The organism is Campylobacter sp. DY7 (assembly GCF_057802535.1).
The window spans coordinates 49,340-66,490 of the sequence record NZ_JBYJAU010000007.1 but is presented as its reverse complement, the minus strand read 5'-3'; the positions used below and the strand labels follow the sequence as shown (position 1 = coordinate 66,490).

At 28.1% G+C, this 17,151-nt stretch carries 27 protein-coding genes; 18 read left to right on the top strand and 9 right to left on the bottom strand.

Annotation, left to right across the window (positions count from 1 at the left end; translation table 11 throughout):
• Window position 1: 1 nt before the first annotated feature.
• The 9 genes from AC1B00_RS06045 to AC1B00_RS06005 form a co-directional block, all read right to left on the bottom strand.
• Entirely contained in the window at window positions 2-628 is a 627-nt protein-coding gene (locus AC1B00_RS06045; protein WP_488848840.1) for a sulfite exporter TauE/SafE family protein, read from the bottom strand.
• Window positions 625-1,176, bottom strand: a complete 552-nt coding sequence (locus AC1B00_RS06040; protein WP_488848781.1) for a DUF507 family protein — start codon at window positions 1,174-1,176, stop codon at window positions 625-627. The genes AC1B00_RS06045 and AC1B00_RS06040 overlap by 4 nt, the downstream gene beginning before the upstream one ends.
• Window positions 1,177-1,347: 171 nt before the next feature.
• Window positions 1,348-2,592, bottom strand: coding sequence for a citrate synthase (locus AC1B00_RS06035; RefSeq protein ID WP_336611665.1), 1,245 nt, complete (start codon window positions 2,590-2,592; stop codon window positions 1,348-1,350).
• Window positions 2,593-2,650: 58 nt separating this feature from the next.
• Window positions 2,651-3,820, bottom strand: coding sequence for a cation:proton antiporter (locus tag AC1B00_RS06030; RefSeq protein ID WP_336611666.1), 1,170 nt, complete (start codon window positions 3,818-3,820; stop codon window positions 2,651-2,653).
• Window positions 3,820-4,881 (bottom strand): epoxyqueuosine reductase QueH, encoded by a 1,062-nt coding sequence (locus AC1B00_RS06025; protein WP_239817726.1) that lies wholly within the window; start codon window positions 4,879-4,881, stop codon window positions 3,820-3,822. Before AC1B00_RS06025 ends, AC1B00_RS06030 begins: the two co-directional genes overlap by 1 nt.
• Complete coding sequence (locus AC1B00_RS06020) at window positions 4,881-5,597, bottom strand: substrate-binding periplasmic protein (protein WP_488848777.1); 717 nt, start codon at window positions 5,595-5,597, stop codon at window positions 4,881-4,883. The genes AC1B00_RS06025 and AC1B00_RS06020 overlap by 1 nt, the downstream gene beginning before the upstream one ends.
• Before the next feature lie 9 nt (window positions 5,598-5,606).
• Window positions 5,607-6,689 carry an ABC transporter substrate-binding protein gene (locus AC1B00_RS06015; RefSeq protein ID WP_239817724.1) on the bottom strand — a complete coding sequence of 361 codons (1,083 nt, stop codon included), beginning with the start codon at window positions 6,687-6,689 and terminating at the stop codon, window positions 5,607-5,609.
• A complete protein-coding gene (locus AC1B00_RS06010) occupies window positions 6,686-7,165 on the bottom strand; it encodes a phosphatidylglycerophosphatase A family protein (RefSeq protein WP_239817723.1) in 480 nt (159 codons plus the stop codon). The genes AC1B00_RS06015 and AC1B00_RS06010 overlap by 4 nt, the downstream gene beginning before the upstream one ends.
• A 102-nt stretch (window positions 7,166-7,267) precedes the next feature.
• Window positions 7,268-8,788, bottom strand: a complete 1,521-nt coding sequence (locus AC1B00_RS06005) for a YifB family Mg chelatase-like AAA ATPase (RefSeq protein WP_488848775.1) — start codon at window positions 8,786-8,788, stop codon at window positions 7,268-7,270.
• A 105-nt stretch (window positions 8,789-8,893) separates the two neighbouring features.
• On the opposite strand from AC1B00_RS06005, the gene AC1B00_RS06000 reads away from it, so the two are divergent.
• From AC1B00_RS06000 to AC1B00_RS05915, 18 genes are all read left to right on the top strand, one after another.
• Window positions 8,894-9,697 carry a hypothetical protein gene (locus AC1B00_RS06000; RefSeq protein ID WP_488848773.1) on the top strand — a complete coding sequence of 268 codons (804 nt, stop codon included), beginning with the start codon at window positions 8,894-8,896 and terminating at the stop codon, window positions 9,695-9,697.
• A gap of 227 nt (window positions 9,698-9,924) precedes the next feature.
• Entirely contained in the window at window positions 9,925-10,125 is a 201-nt protein-coding gene (locus tag AC1B00_RS05995; RefSeq protein ID WP_488848771.1) for a hypothetical protein, read from the top strand.
• A 50-nt stretch (window positions 10,126-10,175) separates the two neighbouring features.
• Window positions 10,176-10,928, top strand: coding sequence for a hypothetical protein (locus tag AC1B00_RS05990; RefSeq protein ID WP_488848769.1), 753 nt, complete (start codon window positions 10,176-10,178; stop codon window positions 10,926-10,928).
• Window positions 10,928-11,071, top strand: a complete 144-nt coding sequence (locus AC1B00_RS05985; RefSeq protein WP_488848767.1) for a hypothetical protein — start codon at window positions 10,928-10,930, stop codon at window positions 11,069-11,071. Before AC1B00_RS05990 ends, AC1B00_RS05985 begins: the two co-directional genes overlap by 1 nt.
• Window positions 11,065-11,301 carry a hypothetical protein gene (locus tag AC1B00_RS05980; protein ID WP_488848766.1) on the top strand — a complete coding sequence of 79 codons (237 nt, stop codon included), beginning with the start codon at window positions 11,065-11,067 and terminating at the stop codon, window positions 11,299-11,301. Before AC1B00_RS05985 ends, AC1B00_RS05980 begins: the two co-directional genes overlap by 7 nt.
• A gap of 121 nt (window positions 11,302-11,422) precedes the next feature.
• A complete protein-coding gene (locus AC1B00_RS05975) occupies window positions 11,423-11,605 on the top strand; it encodes a hypothetical protein (RefSeq protein ID WP_488848764.1) in 183 nt (60 codons plus the stop codon).
• A 12-nt stretch (window positions 11,606-11,617) separates the two neighbouring features.
• Window positions 11,618-12,250, top strand: coding sequence for a hypothetical protein (locus AC1B00_RS05970; protein WP_488848762.1), 633 nt, complete (start codon window positions 11,618-11,620; stop codon window positions 12,248-12,250).
• Window positions 12,250-12,879, top strand: coding sequence for a hypothetical protein (locus tag AC1B00_RS05965; protein WP_488848760.1), 630 nt, complete (start codon window positions 12,250-12,252; stop codon window positions 12,877-12,879). Before AC1B00_RS05970 ends, AC1B00_RS05965 begins: the two co-directional genes overlap by 1 nt.
• Window positions 12,876-13,541 (top strand): hypothetical protein, encoded by a 666-nt coding sequence (locus tag AC1B00_RS05960; protein ID WP_488848758.1) that lies wholly within the window; start codon window positions 12,876-12,878, stop codon window positions 13,539-13,541. Before AC1B00_RS05965 ends, AC1B00_RS05960 begins: the two co-directional genes overlap by 4 nt.
• Before the next feature lie 25 nt (window positions 13,542-13,566).
• A complete protein-coding gene (locus tag AC1B00_RS05955; RefSeq protein ID WP_488848756.1) occupies window positions 13,567-13,836 on the top strand; it encodes a hypothetical protein in 270 nt (89 codons plus the stop codon).
• Between the two features lies 1 nt (window position 13,837).
• The gene (locus tag AC1B00_RS05950; RefSeq protein ID WP_488848754.1) at window positions 13,838-14,008 is read left to right on the top strand and encodes a hypothetical protein; all 171 of its coding nucleotides are present in this window, start codon (window positions 13,838-13,840) and stop codon (window positions 14,006-14,008) included.
• A 12-nt stretch (window positions 14,009-14,020) separates the two neighbouring features.
• Complete coding sequence (locus tag AC1B00_RS05945) at window positions 14,021-14,668, top strand: hypothetical protein (protein ID WP_488848752.1); 648 nt, start codon at window positions 14,021-14,023, stop codon at window positions 14,666-14,668.
• A gap of 81 nt (window positions 14,669-14,749) precedes the next feature.
• On the top strand, window positions 14,750-15,406 hold the full coding sequence (locus AC1B00_RS05940; RefSeq protein ID WP_488848750.1) for a hypothetical protein: 657 nt from the start codon (window positions 14,750-14,752) through the stop codon (window positions 15,404-15,406).
• Window positions 15,399-15,635 carry a hypothetical protein gene (locus AC1B00_RS05935; protein ID WP_488848748.1) on the top strand — a complete coding sequence of 79 codons (237 nt, stop codon included), beginning with the start codon at window positions 15,399-15,401 and terminating at the stop codon, window positions 15,633-15,635. Before AC1B00_RS05940 ends, AC1B00_RS05935 begins: the two co-directional genes overlap by 8 nt.
• Window positions 15,635-16,039, top strand: a complete 405-nt coding sequence (locus tag AC1B00_RS05930; protein ID WP_488848743.1) for a DUF3310 domain-containing protein — start codon at window positions 15,635-15,637, stop codon at window positions 16,037-16,039. The genes AC1B00_RS05935 and AC1B00_RS05930 overlap by 1 nt, the downstream gene beginning before the upstream one ends.
• A 1-nt stretch (window position 16,040) precedes the next feature.
• Window positions 16,041-16,580, top strand: coding sequence for a hypothetical protein (locus AC1B00_RS05925; RefSeq protein WP_488848741.1), 540 nt, complete (start codon window positions 16,041-16,043; stop codon window positions 16,578-16,580).
• Window positions 16,564-16,758 (top strand): hypothetical protein, encoded by a 195-nt coding sequence (locus AC1B00_RS05920; RefSeq protein ID WP_488848739.1) that lies wholly within the window; start codon window positions 16,564-16,566, stop codon window positions 16,756-16,758. The genes AC1B00_RS05925 and AC1B00_RS05920 overlap by 17 nt, the downstream gene beginning before the upstream one ends.
• A complete protein-coding gene (locus tag AC1B00_RS05915; RefSeq protein WP_488848737.1) occupies window positions 16,718-17,125 on the top strand; it encodes a hypothetical protein in 408 nt (135 codons plus the stop codon). The genes AC1B00_RS05920 and AC1B00_RS05915 overlap by 41 nt, the downstream gene beginning before the upstream one ends.
• Window positions 17,126-17,151 lie beyond the last annotated feature (26 nt).

Below are 17,151 nucleotides of genomic sequence, written 5' to 3'. Positions count from 1 at the left end.
ATTACCTACTTAATTTAAGTGCTAAATAGCATAAATAAAATCCATAAACTATAATTAAAGTAAATAAAAAATATTGAATATTTTTAATTTTTCTAATCTCTTTTACAAATACTCCGCCTAAAAGCATAGCAGGTAAAGTGCTAAGCCCAAAAACAAACATATTAAGCCAAGCTTCATTAAAGCTTTTTGCTATCATTGATTTTGCTACAAAAAAATAAACCAAACCGCAAGGAAAAAGCCCATTTAAAAAGCCAAATATAAAACCTTTATATTTAGAAGTTTTTTTATTTGATAATAAAAGAATTATTTTTTTATAAATAAATTGATTTTCTATTAAGGCTAATAAATTGCCTTTAACTATCAAAGCAAAACCCAAAAACACGCAAAACGCACCCAAAAAGAAATATAAAAATATCTGTAAATTAAGTGAGTTTATAAAATATCCTAAAAAATAAGCAATAATTCCTATTAAAACATAGGCAATTATTCTAAAAAAATGATAGGTAAATATATCAAAATAAGTGCTTTTATTGTGGTTAAATAATATCAAAATCCCACCGCACATAAAAAAGCAGTGGGTAAGACTAAGACCTAGACCTAGTGCAAAGGTGCTAAGGAGATTATTTATAGCATTTTCCTTTTCTTAAGCTCTTCTTCATAAAGCTTTTCGTAAATTAAATCATATTCTTCACTACCAGGAATAATCTTTCTTTTGTAGTTACTAATCTTATCATAAACTAAATCTTCAATATCTTCATAAGTTTTTAAATACTCAATCATACTTGAATAAATTACATTTTTTACTCTATTTTCTGATACATTGAAATTAATTAAATCTTCATCCACTAAAGCATCTAAAATAGCGTGAGATAAAGCATTGTATCTATCTTCATAATTCATTTGGATTTTATACTCATCTGCTAATTTTTTCTTAAGTAGCCAAAACATATTTTTTCTATCAACTTGCATTAAATCCATTTGATTTTCTTGCTCTGCTAAAATTTCATTCACTTTTTCATCTAAAGATTTTTCTTTTAATACCAAAGCAGTGATTATTTTAGCGATAACTTCTTTAGCAGGTTCAAGTCCATTTACTAATTTTATGAAATTTGAATTTAATAAATCTAGTGAAATTTTATTTGAAACATAAGGAATATGTGGTTGTCTAATACGCATTTTTTATCCTTTTTTATTTTTCTTGATTATAAATAATTTAAGTAAAAATGAATCTAACAATAATAATTTAATTTTATGTTTTTTGTTTTTATAAAAACCTTGCAAAATAAAGCTTTTAAAGCTTGATTTGTAAATGGAATTTGAATTCGGAATTTCCGAATTCAAATTCTTTTAATCTCCGATATAGATTTGTCTTGGGCGAACTATTTTTAAAGGACTTTCTTTTTGCTCAACTAATTGCGAAATCCAACCAGGAATTCTACCAACCACAAACATAACAGCAAACATTTCATTAGGAATTCCTAAAGCTTTTAATATTAAGCCGCTATGAAAATCCACATTTGGATATAATCCACGGCTTACAAAATACTCATCATTTAAAGCTATTTCTTCAATTCTTGTTGCAACTTTTACAAAGTTTGCATCAATTCCTATCTCGCTAATTAATTGATCTCTTAGCTTTTTAAGAACTTTTGCTCTTGGGTCAAAATTCTTATAAACTCTATGACCAAAGCCCATTAATCTAAATGGATCATTCTTATCTTTTGCTCTTTTAATAAACTCATCAACCCTATCAGGTGTGCCGATAGTCTCAAGCATTCTAATAACGCCTTCATTAGCACCCCCATGCGCATGCCCCCATAATGCACCGATAGCTGAACTTATACAGCTGTATGGATGTGCGTGAGTGCTACCAACTGAGCGAACCACACTTGTACTTGCATTTTGCTCGTGATCAGCATGAAGCATTAAAACGGTATCTAAAGCCTTAACTTCAATAGGTCTTAGATTTACATGCTCGTATGGATAAGTTCTTAACATATATAAAAAGTTTTCTGTAAATCCACGATCAAGATTTGGATATGCCATAGGAAAGCCGTTTTTATAACGATACGCACTTGCTGCTATTGTTGGTATTTTTGCCACAATTCTAGCTGCCATTTCCATAAAATCTTCGTGCTTATCCATATTTAAATGATCAGGATAAAAGGTTGAAAGTGCTGCAACTGCTGCTTGCATAACTGCCATTGGATGGGCGTTATCAGGGAAAGCATCAAATAATTTATGCATACCTTCGTGAATAAAACTTCTTTTTTTTAGCTCATATCTAAACGCTTCTAATCTCTCAGGGCTTGGTAATTCTTTGTGTAATAACAAATGCACTACATCTAAAAATGTTTTATTTTCTGCAAGCCATTCAATAGAATAACCACGATGTCTTAATTCCCCTGCTTCTCCATCAATGTAAGTAATGCTTGATTTACAAGTTGCTGTGCTTGTTAGCCCTTCATCGTAAGAAAATGCCCCTGTTTTTGAATATAAAGATGAAAAATCAATAGATTTTGCACCCCTAGTTCCGCTAAGAACATCAAATTCAAATTCCTTACCATCATAAATTAATTTTGCTTTTTCCATTTTGTCTCCTTTTTAATTTTTACTATTTTAAAAAGAATTTGTGAAATTTAGTAAAAAGCTATCTTGATTTTTGTTTTCTTGTTTCAATAAGTAACGAAATCTTAGGAATAACCCACATAAATAAAACTGCTTCAATAAGTGAAGATAAAACTAAAGCTAAATAAAAAGAATCATCAATTAAGTTTAATTTCTTACCTAAAGTAGCAATAGCAATAAGCAATGTAAGTGGCATACAAGTTGTAAATGCTACTAAAATACAAGATATTTTAAAATCTTTATAAAATACAAAAGAACTAATAAGCCTACAAACAAGCATTGTAAAGCAAATCGCAAATGCCATAAAAATAAGCTCATAATTTACAAGGCTAAAATCAAGACTAAGCCCAACATAAACGAAAAATATAGGTATTAAAAAAGGATGTCCTAAAGAGCTTAATTTATGTTCTAAATCCTTTTTGTGACCAAAAAAGCTTGATATAAACATACCAGCTAAGAACGCTCCTAAAGCTATTTCAAAATCAAAATAAAGCATTAAAGCAACTGCTAACATCCATAAAGCAAGGCTAAGTCTTACATTTCTTTCTGCTTTATCGTAATCAGGCATTAAAATCTCTTTAAGCCAAGGCAACCACCAAAAAATCGCATTAAAAATATAATAAATTACAACAAATATTCCTAAAAAGAACACGATTGATAATACAGAAGTAATAACGCTAATTAAATCACTAGAATGCGAAAAGCTATTTAAAAGTGTTATTAAAATAATGCTTATAACTTCTCCAAGTGCTGCTAAAACCATAGCAAAACTAAGCCATTTTGGAGTAACTTCATAATCTTTATATAAAATACTAATAAGACCAATACTCATTACAGGAATTATTATAGCAACCACCAAACTAAGTTTTAAAACTAAGGCAACACTAATAGCTAAGGAGTATAAAATAAAGTAAAATAAAAATATTTTCTTTAGCTCATCTGCTTTTAATTTTATAAATTCTTTAAGACTAACCTCAAGCCCAGCAATAAACATTAAATAACAAAATCCTATGCTAGATGCTAAGCTAAAAGCAGGAGTTTTAGTAATTATTCCTAAAGCACCCGCAATACTTCCTAAAATAATTTCTACTGCTAATATAGGCAAACTTGTAATTTTTGCTATATAAGGAGATGAAAACACAACAAAAGAAATAAATAATAAAATATTTAAATCACTTGAGCTTAATTGCATTATTTTCCTTGTATCAATCTAACATCTTCAAAGATTATACTTTTTGCGATGATTTCAATTTTTTTTGGTATTTCATCTAAAATTATAATAGGACTTAGGTTATAGTGGTTAAATAGTTTTGCTCTAAAACTTATCTGTTTTTTAATACTTGGTGGATTTTTCAAAAACTCATTAAAATCTTTGTATTTAAAAAACTCATTAGCCTTTTTAAAACTAATTAAACATAATTCATCTTTATTGCAAATTATAAAATCTTTTGAATTATCAAGATTTAGATTAATTTTCCTTGATTTAAAATGAGAATAAAACAATACAAAAGCTCTTAAGTATTTTTCATTATCGCTAATTCTTGCATAAAGCAAACGATAATTTAAGAATTTTTCCCTAATAATGCTTATGTTTTTATTACTCTTTTCATCTTTTTCAATCTTTTTAAAAAGTTGCAATTTCTCTTCTATTGAAGCAGGTAAAATAAGGTTTTTGTATATGCTTGAGCTTAGTTCTTTGATTAAATGCTCTTCGCTTTTTTGCTGAACTAGCCCATAAATACAACCACAATAATTTTGATGATACAATAAATCATCTTTTGCTAATTTTAACTGCCTTTGTGTTCCGCCATTTTTTCTAAAATCTACACAAAAAAACTCTAAATTAGTCCCTTTTAAAGCTTCTTGCATTGATACTTTTAATTGTTCTAAATCTTTTTTAGGAGAGCATAAAAGCGTGGTTGTAAATGATTTTTGTCCTAATTTTAAAGCCATTTCAACCGAGCTTTGCATTCTAAAATCAAAACATTTAGAACATCTCTTTCCACGCTCAGGCTCGTTTTCATAGCCTTTTACGAAATTAAACCATTCAGCGAAATTATATTCACCCTTAATAAGCTTTATATTTAATTTCTTGCAAGACCTTGCTACATCAAAATATCTTAATTCATATTCGCTTAAAGGATGAATATTTGGATCATAAAAATACCCGATGAGTTCTTCATCAGGCATTAATTTTCTTAATTCTTGTAAAAAAAAGTGCGAATCAACGCTACAACAAATATGAACTAGCATTAATTTATTTTATACTTTTTGCTAATTTCATTTATTGTGCCATCATCAAGCATTTCTTGTAAGGTTTTATTTATCATTTCAAGTAATTTAGTATTTCCTTTATTTATCGCAAATCCTTGAGAATCGCTGTCTTTATAATCGCAAAAAATATCTAAATCTTCATTTTTTTCTAAAAAGTTAAGAGCAGCAACCTTATCAAGCACAATAACATCAACCTTTTTATTTCTTAAAGCTAGTATGCTAATGCTTGAATTGTTATAGCCCATTACTTGTTTGCTAAGCTTTTTTGCAATATCGTATTGAATAGAGCCAAGCTCTGCACCAAAAATAGTATTTGAAAAATCTATATTTTCGCAATTTTCAAGATTTTGAGTTTTACCTAATTCTAGTCTTTGTAAAAAATAATTTGAACTATCTTTAAAATTAATCGTAAAATCAACTGCTTTTTCTCTTAAAGGTGTTTTTTTCATTAAAGCACCTATTAAATCAGCTTTGTTGCTTTTAAGTGATGGGATAAGCCCATCAAAATCCATATATTTAAACTCTAATTCTAAATTATTTCTTTTTGCAATCTCTTTTACAATATCAACATCAAAACCTTTTAACTCATTATCTTCCAAATATTCATAAGGAGGATAATTTGGTGCTGTTGCAACTCTTAGCACCTCCGCATTTAAAGAGCTAAGTAGTGCTAAAGAAAATAATAATTTTTTCATCAAAATCCCTTACTTAATAGTGTCTTTATAAACAGCTTGTTCATTTACTACTTCTTTAATAATTAAAGATCTTTTAGTCTCGCCAGTATTATCTATACTAATTACTCCGCTTACACCTTCATAATCTTTTGTCTTTTTGATTTCTTGATTTATACATTCACTTGTAACTTCTTGGCAACGATTAGCAGCTTCTACTAATACAAAATAAGCATCAGCTCCCATAGCAGCAAAGTTTGAAACAACTGCACCATTATAAGCTTTTGAATATTCTTCTAAGTATTTTTTACTAAGTTCTGTTGGTGGAACATTTGCATCAAAACTATCTGTATATAAGTGATTGTTTGTATATTCTCTTGCAAGTTTAACAAATTGCTCATCAGCAACGCCATCAGCACTTGCTATTATACTTTTTACTCCTGCAATTTTTGCTTGTCTTACAAAAAGTGCTGCTTCTTGATAATAAAGTGGTAAATACACTACATCAGGATTTAAGCTAGCAATTTGTGCAACTATTGCATTAAAATCTTTATCCCCACTTGTGATGATTAATTCTTTTATTATTTCTCCACCACCTTTTGTGAATTCTTTTTTATAAGCTTTTGATAAACCTAGTGAATAATCAGTAGCTTGATCTTTTACTATTATTGTAGTTTTTTTGCCTTGTGCTAATAAATATTTAGCCATAGCTTCACCTTGAAAACTATCATTAAAGCAAACTCTAGCTGCGTAATTTTTACCTTTTAATAATTTATCATTTGTTGCAGCTGGTGCAATTACAGGAACTTTTTTAGCTTCTGCTGTATTCATAACTACTATTGTATTAGCTGTAATCATCTCGCCTATTATTGCATTTACTTTAGGCAAAATTCTCTCAGTTGCTGTGATTGATTCTATTTTATCGCCTTTAGTATCCACAATATTTAAATTAATCTTTTCACCATTTTTTAAAGTTGGTTGCATTGCATTTGCTACTTTAATTCCACTAAGTGCTGCGTTTCCATAAGCTGCTACGCTTCCACTAAGTGGTAAAACCACACCAATATCTAAAGCAAAAGCCGCACTTGAAGCTAACAAAATTAAACTTTTTTTCATAATAAATCCTTTAAATAATTTAAATAAATACCTTGAATAATAAGGCATAAAAGACCTGCAAAAAATCCTGCAAGCAAATCATCAAGCATAACACCTAGCCCGCCTTTTATTCTTTTATCAACCCTGCCTATAACACTAGGCTTAGTAATATCAAAAATCCTAAACAAAACAAAAGCTAAAGCAAAATGCCACCAAGAGCCATTAAAACTCATACCAATAGCCAAGAAAACCCCACAAACTTCATCAATTACTATTTCTTTAGCATCGTGTTCGTGAGTTTTTTCGTAATCGTCAATGATTGTAATACTTGCTATAAAAATTGCAATACTTAAAAGTATTAAAGTGCTTTTTGCTGTGTAAATTAGTAACAAATAAGCAAAAGGTAGTGCAGCAATTGTTCCCATTGTGCCACTTGCAACAGGGCTAAGACCTGAATAAAAAAATGTTAAATATAATTTGGCTAATTTATCTTTCATCATAATCCTTTTAAGTCGTAAAAAATAGCTAAAAATAGTAACAAATTAAAAAGAATTTGAAATAGGAATTTGATTTTATTTCCTAATTCAAATTCCTTGATTTTATTTCATTGTTTTGTATCTAAAAGATAAAGCAATTTTTATATCTTTTTCATTTATTAATAATCTCTCTTCAAAATCAGCTAAAGACCTAGCAACCTTTAAAACCTTATTAGATGCTCTTGCACTAAGATTATAATTTTTCACAGCTTTTTCAAAAATTACTTTTGCACTATCGTCTAATACGCAATATTTTTTAATCTCTAAATCGCTTAATTTCCCATTAAATTCATCTTGTTTTCTTACTTCTTTTTGAAATATAAAAGCCTTTAAAATCTCATCTGCTAATTCCTTACTGCTTACATTTGAACTTGCATCATAAGAAACCTCATCAACTGCAACATATAAATCAATCCTATCATAAATAGGCTCTGAGATTTTGCTTTTGTATTTAACAATATCACGCTCAAGGCATTTGCAAGTTTGCTCTTTTTTAAATAATTTGCCACACGGACATGGATTTAGCGCTGAAATAAATAAAAACTTAGTCTTATAAGATACTTTTGAATTAACCCTAGAAATATTGATTATATTATCTTCTAAAGGCTCTCTTAGGCTTTCTATAATTTGCTTATTAAAATAACTAAACTCATCAAAAAACAAAACTCCATTATTAGCAAGTGCGATTTCGCCAATTCTTGCATTCTTTGTCCCACCGCCTAAAATTGAGCTAATGGTTGAACTTCTATGCGGACTTCTAAAGCTTCTAATTGATGAAAAATCAAGCTTTTCATTATTTAAACTCTTATACGCATTACTTTCTAAGATTTCATCAATGCTAAGCGGAGGCATTATATAAACAAGTCTTTTAGCACACATACTCTTACCACTTCCAGGAGAGCCTTCTAGCATTATATTATGCATTCCAAGTGCTGCGATTTTACAAGCTAATTTTGCTTGATTTTGCCCTCTTATGTCTATAAAATCTAGTGGAAATTCTGTATTTTTTATATAAGTTTTATTATTTATTTTGATTAAGGATTTAAAAATATTTTCATTATAATTTATTTTAAACTCATCTTTATTCTCACTTAGAAAAAAGCTAAATGCTTCGTTTAAATTATCAACTGCGTAACAATTTAGATTATAAATAAGACTTGCTTCATTTGCTAAATCTTTTGGAATTAATACCTTAGCATTTGGTTTAACACTTGCTAAAAATAATAATATAGAAAATAAATTTGAAGTGCTTTTTAATTTGCCATCAAGCCCAAGCTCTCCAAATACATAATAATCATTATCTAAGTCTTTTTCGTAAAAATAAACAAGCAAAGCGATTGCTAAATCAAAATGGCTTCCTTGTTTTGGAATATCTGATGGGCTTAGGTTTATTACTATTTTTTTACAAGGTAAAGAAAAATCATCAAGATTTGCAAAGGCTGATTTTATCCTATCAACGCTTTCTTTAATACTTGCACTCGGTAAGCCTACTATATTAAAAGCTGGTAAGCCTTTTTGAATCATTATTTCTATATTTATTTCGCAAAGTTCGTTTGAATAAATTGCTGATTTTATATTTTTCATTTTAAAACCTTAAATAATTTCAAACAATTTAAAAAAATAAAGTAAATATTTAAAAGAAATATTAAATTTATTAAAAACTTGCCGATATAAAAACAAGGGGTTTAAATGCAAATTAGTTCAATTAATCAAAATGTAAAAACATTAATAAAACAAATACAAGTATTTGATACGCTTGATAAAAAAGAATTAAAAGAAGACTTAGATAAAGGCTTAGAAGTTAGCCAAATAGCAGAAAAACACAATGTATTAATAAATGATACCGAAGAAGAAAAGTTAAACAATATTCTAAAAGATATTCCTAAAGATGAAAATTTCAATGTATATGAACCAAATGCCTTGCAAAAAGCTATGCAAGGTCTAAAGCAAGAAGGTTTTTTATATGCTAGTTTGCAAAAAGAATTGATGAATTCGCAAGTTTTATATGGCTTAAAAGATGATGATTTCATTGCTTTTAAAAAGCTAAAAGCCTTGCAAAATGATACTACAAGCAATAATATTTATAATCAAATTTTTAGACAAAACAATACAGATTTAAAACAGCTTTTAAAAGAAAATGAATTCATTTATTTAAAAGTTGGTAATGAATTAGATTTCGTTGGACTTGCTTGCGGTAAAGACGCTTATTGTGATAAACTAGCTGATTTGTTAGCAAGAGAAGATTTAAGCCTTGATGATTTTAAAAATGAATTTATAAAACTAGCAAACGAAATGCAAAACCATTTTGATGAAGAAGTAATGAAAACTTCAAAAGATAAAGATGATGATTTTAAACCCATAGAAAGCAAGAGCGAAAATATAAAAGAAAGCTTGAATAAAATTGATATAAATAAAATCAAAAATGATAGAGATTTATTAGCTATATTTTTAGCATATAAAAACGAAGAAAACATTTATGATAGAAGAGTTTAAATTCCTATTTCAAATTCTTTGAAAAAATCGTGGAATTTGAAATAGAAATTCGGAATTGGGAAAAAGGGGTGGAAATATCGGTAAATAGGTGCTTTTAAGCTAAAACACAAAAATCGCTCACATTAAAAAAATAAACGCTTTAAAAACTTTCAAAAATGCTTATCTTGTTTTATTAGTTGGCAAGTGAAAACTTGCCTTGTATTTTAAATTTAAAAAAAAGGCAAATAATGAATATTGATGTTTGTTTGTATGCCACTATGGTTTTAATGTGTTTTTGTGCTGTTGTTTTAACTTACAAAGACTATAAAGAAGCTTTAGCTAGTGGTAATGAAATAAGAATTAATAAAGATAGAAAAGATTTAAAAGAAGCAATGGCTATATTCTTTGTAGCAATAGTTTGCTTTATATTTGGAGTATTTATTTTTTAGGTGCTTGGCAAGGGCTAGAAACTTGCTGTAATTGTAAAATGGAGAAATAAATGGATAAATGTGTATTAGGATTTAAATTAACTAAAGAAAAAGAGTTTAAAGAAATATTAGAAAATAATAAATGTAAAACCCCTGCGGTATTAAAAGCTATGGAACACTTTTTAACACTTGAAAAACTAATTTTTAAAAGGTGGGATATGGTTTCAGAGTTTGCGTTAGATAAGATTAAGAAGAAAATAGGCGAATATGATTCAAGTGGCAGTGTCTCACTAATTGGGATTATTGCGATTAGTTCTAAAGAAGCTTTATATATCATTTCTAAAGCATTGAGTGATACGACTACGCCTGAAGAAGTAAAGCTCTATGAATATTTTCAAACGATAGATGGACTTAAAGATTTGCCTACTAAAGCTGCAGCTATGCTGTTTTGTATATCTTTTTATGAGTTTTATTGTTTTTTGGTTGCTAAAACCTATCAAAAAGTGGATATGTCTAATGATGTAGATTGGTTTGCAATGAATACAGCTTTTGATAAAAAAATGATTTTAGAAGTAATTAACTATATACTTCGTGTTGGTAAGGATGTATTAATGAAAACTTTAGGGACAAATAAATTACTTGCCTATTTTACAACTTATGAAGCATTAGGGATAGAACAAGAAAGAGGCTGCTATATAATGGATTGTAGTGATTTACTAAGGAATATATTTTGTGAACCGATACAAGAAGATAGAAAAACTGAAACAAAAGAAAGTAATAATAATCCTATCATAGATATAATACTTAAAAGATTTAAAATGTAATGGATGTTTTAATTTTAAGTTTTATAGCTGCTTGTATATGTTTTTACATTGCATATAGACATCGTAAAAATGGATTTGATTTTATGTATTTTGCAGTGGTTGGAATGGTATTTATTGCAATAGGAGTTAAGGAAGTATGGTAAAAGAGTTTTTGATTTTAGCCTTGATTGGTTACACAATATGTGTTTATTTTTTCGTGGTTAGTAAAAGGTGGGCTAAAACATATCCAAAAGGTTTAACTATCTTAGAAGAAAACGAATACATTAGAACAAATGAAAAAAGGATAAAAAAGGCTATTTTAAATTACAAACTAGCTAAGTATTTTTTAGTATTTAGTGTAGTTTGCACCATAATTGCTATTGCTGCTTATTGATTAGTTTTGAACTACCGAGTTTTTCTCGGTGGTTGCTTATTTTGTAATTCTCCCCTTTATTTTAATGTTTTTTAAAAATCACAAAGGGGCGAGTATTGTTTAAATTATTTAAGGAAAAAGTATGAGAGTAGAAGAATTGATAAAGAAATTAGTTGCATTACAAAATGCTTATGGAAATTGCAAAGTCTTTATAAAAGAAGATGAACACGAGATAAGAATAGTAGATGATGTTGTGCTTGAAGAAGCAATATTAATGATTGATGATGAAAAAGTAAGAAATCATAATTATTTTTTGATTAGTTAAAAAGGATAAAAGATGTTTCCAAATAGAGATTACGAAAATATAGAAAAATTTATTAAGGATTTAGAAGAAGCAGGAGCTGATGGTTTTTTCTTCAGCCATATAGATGAAATAGTTTATTACAAGATAAAACAGGATATTTATTTTAGTTATTTATCTAATGTTTTAAATGTTAAAAGCTATACCCCTATGGATGTTAAACTAGCCTACAGAAAGCTTGAAGAAAGCAAAAGGCAAGAAGTATTTAGTGGACTTATTGCTTATTTAAAATCTACTTATTTAGATTTTAAAAGAGAAAAAATCCAATTGATAAGTAAAAAACAACTAAAAGAAGTTATTGGGTATTGGGAAAAAATAGGGAAAATTTATAAATATGACTACGCTGACCCAAGACTTTTAAAATCAGGTAAAGATAATTACTTTTTTGAAAATGAAGCAATACAGCGTATTGTAAGAACAGATTGTTTGCAATTGAGATTTTTATTACATTATACAGACAGAGATAGAACAAGGGTTGAAATTTTAGAAAATTGTTGGGTAAGACATATTGAAGAGAATGAAACGCCTTATGAATTAGTTGTTAGAGTAATAGAAGAAATTAATCAAATAAATAAGTATTTTGAGTTTATTTGGGATAAGGATGAGTGATGAATAGAAGATATGAACAAATACAAGATTTAATTAAAAATGTAGAAAAAGTTGGAGTTAATGAGTTCTTCTTTTGTTTATTAGATGAAAGTGTTCCTGTCATAATTCGTTTAAATATTTGCCATAAATTGGCTGATATTATAGGTGTTGATAGCCATAAATACTTTGATGTAAAAATGGCTTATTATAAACTTGAAGAAGATAAAAAGCAAAAAGTGTTTAATGAGTTTATTAGCTATCTAAAATCTACTTTTTTAGATTTTGAAAGAGAGAAGATACAACTTATAAGTAAAAAAGGGCTAAATGAATTAATAGAATATAAAGAAAAAATAGCAAGGATTTACGAACACAAAGATTTAAATATAAAGCTTTTAAAAAAAGGCTTTACAGGAATATTTTTAGAAAATAAAACAATAGCATCTTTATTGGAAAACAATTTACTAAAAGTAGACTGCACTCTAAGTGTTACGGATGAGTATTACGCTAAGCTTGAGTTTGATTGTTTATGCACTGTAGTAAAACAAATAAAAGAAAACGAAACTTATTACGAATTTATTGTTAGAGCAATAGAAGAAATCAATGAAGAAAACAAGTTCGTAGAGTTTGTTTGGGATAAGGATGAAGAATGAATTACGCATTAGAAGAATTAACAAAGCAAAGAGTAAAAGATATTGAATTTTTAGGGTTGTTAGATGGCGAAGCATTTATCAAAGCACTTGAATATGTGAGCGATAAGGTTCTTTTTTATGAGATAAAAAATGAGATTTTAGAGCATTTTAAAGAAGAAAAGCACAATTATTGGGAATTCGCTCAAAGACGCTTTACAAGCTTAGAAAAAGAGCAAAGGTGTGAGATAATTAACAAAGCCTTAAAAAGAGTAAAAAGAGAATGTTTATGTGAGCCAAAACAAAAGATAGCTCTACTTAGCAGAAAGGAGCTAAAAAGAGCAATAGAAATAAGCTATGAATTAGAGAGCTATTATAGAAAACAAGGCTTTACTTTAAAAATCTTAAAAGAGCAAGAAATATGCACTAAGCTTGGTAATAACTATGATAATGGTTGCGACAGAATGCTAACAATAGAGTTAAAAAATGATGTTGAAAACTTAGCAGTTGTATCTTGCAGCTTACTTGGATTTCGTGCATATAAGGAAGATGTTTGCAGTAATGGTAGCCTATATGATTTTGTGCTAATGGCTATTGATATGCTAAATAAAAGTCAGGATTATTTTGAGTTTGTTTGGACTGATTATGAATCTTCAAAATTAATTGTAAGAGTAAGTGATGATTAGTAAGGCTTATTGTGAAAGAGCAACGATGATTGATAGTGAAATCATTTGCGATAATGGTTTAAGTTTAGAAGCTTTAGGGCTTTATAACTTTTTGGTATTTATTAGCAATATACACCCACAAGAGATAAGTTTAGATGAGATATTAAAAAGTAGAGATTTGAATTTACACCAAAATCATCAGATACTAAAAGAGCTTGAAAAAAGGGGATATATAGACCTACCGAGCAAAAAAAATAATATGAAATTAAGAGTTTATAACTCATCTACTAGGCAAAGACGACATTTAGGAGAATGATATGGAGCTTAAAGAATTTATAAAACAGCTTAAAGCTGAGATTGATTGTATGAATACAAATCCTAGACTTTATTTTTACATTGAAAATTATGGAATAAAAGCTGAAGTTAAAGAAATAAAAGCTTTTAGCGAAAAAGCAATAGACATCACGCTAATAGCTGAAGAAGTTTAGAAAGGAAAAAAAATGTTAGAAAGATTTGAAAAATTATTAGAGATAGCAAAAAATGATGAAGAGTTTAAAAAAGAGTTGGCTGATTGCTTAGATAAGGCAGAAACTATTAAAAACCTTAAGCATTTTCAATATGGGCTTTATAGTGATGAAGAAATAGAAAAAATATCACAAAAAATTTTAAGAGCAGATTTAATGTATAAGCTAATTCCTAGTAGCATAAAACTGCTTAATGATGAGCTTAGTTTTGCTTTTGATGTATTTAGTGATAAGATATTTTTAAAATACGATGTGAAAAACTATAGACCTATTGATTTAGATATTGTTTTTGATGGACACCCAAATGCAAACGAAGAAGATAGAAAAAAAGTAAAGGATTTAACTTATCAAAAGATATGGAACGAATTATGTATAGAAGAAAACAAAGCATTATGTAGTAAAGTAGTATTACTTGCAAAAACGCAAGATTTTCAAACAAAACAAGCAATTTCTAAAACAAAATTAGATGAGCTATTAGAAAAGCTTGATGAAACTATTGAAAGTGTAGATTGTATTCCACACAATAGTGTAAATTCGGTATCAGGCGACTGCAGTGATATAGTTGATGAATTAGAAGAATTAAAAGCTGAGCTTAAAGATTTATTTACAATAAAACTTATTTAAAACACCTTATTCCCCTTATTTAATAATGTTTTTACAAAACACCCAAAGGGGCGAGTATTATCAAAAAAGAAAGGAAAAAAGATGACTTATGAAGAGTTAAAAGAAATCAAGCTTAGGCTTGATAAGTGGAGAGAAGAAAGGCGTTTAAGCTATGAAAGTCAGCAAAAAGGCTTCGTGCCAAATATCCTAGATGAGATAAGAGAATATTATCTAGCAAAAGATGATGATGAGAGAGTGGCTGAGTTATGCGATGTGATTATTTTTTGTCTAAACGCAAACGAGCTAGAAAAGTTTAACCTAAATAGTAAAGAAATGGCTTCGCTAAGGCATTTAATGGGTAGTCTAGCGAGTATGATAAGTGATAACTTCACAGGACTTAAGCTTGATTTTGATGGCGAACTTGCGATTATGAATATACAAGGACTTATTGAAACTTGCATAAACATAATTAAGAGAATGGGATATAACCCTTACGAATGCCTAAAAGAAAAGGTAAAAGAGATAGAAAGTCGCACAGGACATTATGATGAAAGTTTAGGTAAGTTTATTAAAGATAAAGGGGCTTATACTTTAGAAGAAGCTAAAAATCTAACTTATAAAGAGTTTGGCGATGATTTTGAAATAGTAAATACTAAAGAAAATGAAGAGTATTTTTACCTTTGGATAACAACTACTAAAGAAGCTTTACAAACAACAATCAAAAAATGGCATAAAGCTAAGATGATTAAAAATGCTTAGCGTAGATGAGTATTTAAAGCAAATAAATATAAAAGATTCACAATTTAAAAAATCATACGATTTACTAATTAGCTATGAGCTAACTCATAAAAAGTTTAGCAAGGCTAATTTTTTAAATGAGCTTTATATTTTTTGCACCACATTAAATCAAAACAAGCTTTTAAAAGAACGCTACATTCAAGCGTTCTTTTTAATAAATGAAATTGAAAAAACAAGAAAGGAAAAATAATGAAAAAACACCCAATATTTAATAGTAGTTGCACTCATTACGATAACGAGAGCAAACCTGCAATTTTGCAAATGCAAGAGAGAATGAGTTTAGAAGAATTAAGAAATTATTGTGTAGGCAATGTCTATAAATATGAATTAAGGCTAGGCAAAAAACAAGGCGAAAGCGAAGAAGAAAACTTAAAAAAGCAAGAAACATATAAATATGCTGCATTGCTTTATACACTAATAAATAAGTTTGGCGTTTTAGAAGAAGAACGGGAATTATTATTCAAAATCTATCACGCAAAAATCACAGAAGAAGAGATTAAAGAATATTTAGCAAAGCCGAAGCTTTATGCAGGAGATAAAGAGATTTATATGGATAGCTTAAAAGAGCTTTTAGAGTATTTATTAAGGAGTTAAAATGCAAGAGTTAAAAGACATTTTAGATTATATAAATCAAATGGATTATGAAACGCTTTTTAAAAATCTAAAAGGTATAAATAATAAAGATTTACAAGAAAAGCTAAGAAAAGAAATCAATATTAATTTTAAAACCAATGCTGATTTAAGTTATGAAGAATTAAGGCTTTATGGATATAGAAAACTTGCAAAGCCTGAAGTGTTTTTGCAGATAAAAAATGCTTTAGAAAAGTTTTGCAAGAAAGAGCTAAAGTTTTATATTTATAAGCAAAACAAACAAATCTATTTAAATGATTTAGATGTTGGTAAAAGCTTTTTCGCTTGGTATGTTGAAAACACTAAGCCACAAATTTATTTTGAATACAAAAGCAAAGAATATGATTTAAAAATATACGATGTATATTTTTATGATGTTTTGTTAGAAAATAAAACATTCTTAGAACTTGAAGCAAATAGAGTGTTTGGTAAGAAATTTCACGAATGCTTATACGAGCTAAGTAAAACGATAAAAGAAAGGCTAGATAATGAGTTTTATAAATAATTTTGAGACTAAACAAAAGTTAATAAATATTGAAAATGGCATTAATTCACTCAAAAACAAAATAAATATAGGCGTTGATTTAAGCGAAGTTTTGGCTAAATTAACAAGCATTGAAACAAGACTTGAAAGGATAGAAAATGAGCTTAGAGAAGCTGCAAAAAAACCTACAAATATATAGAGAGTATTTAAAACTAAGTGAGTTATTAGACATAGAACATGAAGTTTTTAAGGAGCTAAAAACAAAGCTAAAAATAAATGATATGAAGAGTTTAAGAGATAGCTTAAAGCTTAGGATTGATAAGATAGAAAGAATATTTTTCTATAAAAGATGTTTAGAAAAGATTGTATATCCTAGTTTTTTAAAAGCTTTAAATACTTTAAATAAAAGCGAGTTAGAAAAGTTCGCACAAAATACAAAACATTTTTTAGCTAGTAAATGCGTAAAAACAAAAAGTATTAAAAAGCATTTAGCTTATGATTTTAAATATGTTTTAAAAGATAGTGCATATTTGCAAGATTTGAAAAACTTGTTAGCCTTAATTTAATTTAATTTTCCCTTTTTTTCAATATA

Excerpts from the sequence above, each read along its gene's own strand:
- AC1B00_RS05925 (WP_488848741.1), top strand. The coding sequence starts at position 16,041 with ATGCAAGAGTTAAAAGACATTTTAGATTATATAAATCAAATGGATTAT.
- AC1B00_RS05950 (WP_488848754.1), top strand. The coding sequence starts at position 13,838 with ATGGAGCTTAAAGAATTTATAAAACAGCTTAAAGCTGAGATTGATTGT.
- AC1B00_RS06010 (WP_239817723.1), bottom strand. The coding sequence starts at position 7,165 with ATGAAAGATAAATTAGCCAAATTATATTTAACATTTTTTTATTCAGGT.
- AC1B00_RS05955 (WP_488848756.1), top strand. The coding sequence starts at position 13,567 with ATGATTGATAGTGAAATCATTTGCGATAATGGTTTAAGTTTAGAAGCT.
- AC1B00_RS05965 (WP_488848760.1), top strand. The coding sequence starts at position 12,250 with ATGAATAGAAGATATGAACAAATACAAGATTTAATTAAAAATGTAGAA.
- AC1B00_RS05970 (WP_488848762.1), top strand. The coding sequence starts at position 11,618 with ATGTTTCCAAATAGAGATTACGAAAATATAGAAAAATTTATTAAGGAT.
- AC1B00_RS06015 (WP_239817724.1), bottom strand. The coding sequence starts at position 6,689 with ATGAAAAAAAGTTTAATTTTGTTAGCTTCAAGTGCGGCTTTTGCTTTA.
- AC1B00_RS05940 (WP_488848750.1), top strand. The coding sequence starts at position 14,750 with ATGACTTATGAAGAGTTAAAAGAAATCAAGCTTAGGCTTGATAAGTGG.
- AC1B00_RS05930 (WP_488848743.1), top strand. The coding sequence starts at position 15,635 with ATGAAAAAACACCCAATATTTAATAGTAGTTGCACTCATTACGATAAC.
- AC1B00_RS06025 (WP_239817726.1), bottom strand. The coding sequence starts at position 4,881 with ATGCTAGTTCATATTTGTTGTAGCGTTGATTCGCACTTTTTTTTACAA.
- AC1B00_RS06030 (WP_336611666.1), bottom strand. The coding sequence starts at position 3,820 with ATGCAATTAAGCTCAAGTGATTTAAATATTTTATTATTTATTTCTTTT.
- AC1B00_RS05915 (WP_488848737.1), top strand. The coding sequence starts at position 16,718 with ATGAGCTTAGAGAAGCTGCAAAAAAACCTACAAATATATAGAGAGTAT.
- AC1B00_RS05920 (WP_488848739.1), top strand. The coding sequence starts at position 16,564 with ATGAGTTTTATAAATAATTTTGAGACTAAACAAAAGTTAATAAATATT.
- AC1B00_RS06040 (WP_488848781.1), bottom strand. The coding sequence starts at position 1,176 with ATGCGTATTAGACAACCACATATTCCTTATGTTTCAAATAAAATTTCA.
- AC1B00_RS06035 (WP_336611665.1), bottom strand. The coding sequence starts at position 2,592 with ATGGAAAAAGCAAAATTAATTTATGATGGTAAGGAATTTGAATTTGAT.
- AC1B00_RS05990 (WP_488848769.1), top strand. The coding sequence starts at position 10,176 with ATGGATAAATGTGTATTAGGATTTAAATTAACTAAAGAAAAAGAGTTT.
- AC1B00_RS05985 (WP_488848767.1), top strand. The coding sequence starts at position 10,928 with ATGGATGTTTTAATTTTAAGTTTTATAGCTGCTTGTATATGTTTTTAC.
- AC1B00_RS06020 (WP_488848777.1), bottom strand. The coding sequence starts at position 5,597 with ATGAAAAAATTATTATTTTCTTTAGCACTACTTAGCTCTTTAAATGCG.
- AC1B00_RS05995 (WP_488848771.1), top strand. The coding sequence starts at position 9,925 with ATGAATATTGATGTTTGTTTGTATGCCACTATGGTTTTAATGTGTTTT.
- AC1B00_RS05980 (WP_488848766.1), top strand. The coding sequence starts at position 11,065 with ATGGTAAAAGAGTTTTTGATTTTAGCCTTGATTGGTTACACAATATGT.
- AC1B00_RS06000 (WP_488848773.1), top strand. The coding sequence starts at position 8,894 with ATGCAAATTAGTTCAATTAATCAAAATGTAAAAACATTAATAAAACAA.
- AC1B00_RS06005 (WP_488848775.1), bottom strand. The coding sequence starts at position 8,788 with ATGAAAAATATAAAATCAGCAATTTATTCAAACGAACTTTGCGAAATA.
- AC1B00_RS05935 (WP_488848748.1), top strand. The coding sequence starts at position 15,399 with ATGCTTAGCGTAGATGAGTATTTAAAGCAAATAAATATAAAAGATTCA.
- AC1B00_RS05975 (WP_488848764.1), top strand. The coding sequence starts at position 11,423 with ATGAGAGTAGAAGAATTGATAAAGAAATTAGTTGCATTACAAAATGCT.
- AC1B00_RS05945 (WP_488848752.1), top strand. The coding sequence starts at position 14,021 with ATGTTAGAAAGATTTGAAAAATTATTAGAGATAGCAAAAAATGATGAA.
- AC1B00_RS05960 (WP_488848758.1), top strand. The coding sequence starts at position 12,876 with ATGAATTACGCATTAGAAGAATTAACAAAGCAAAGAGTAAAAGATATT.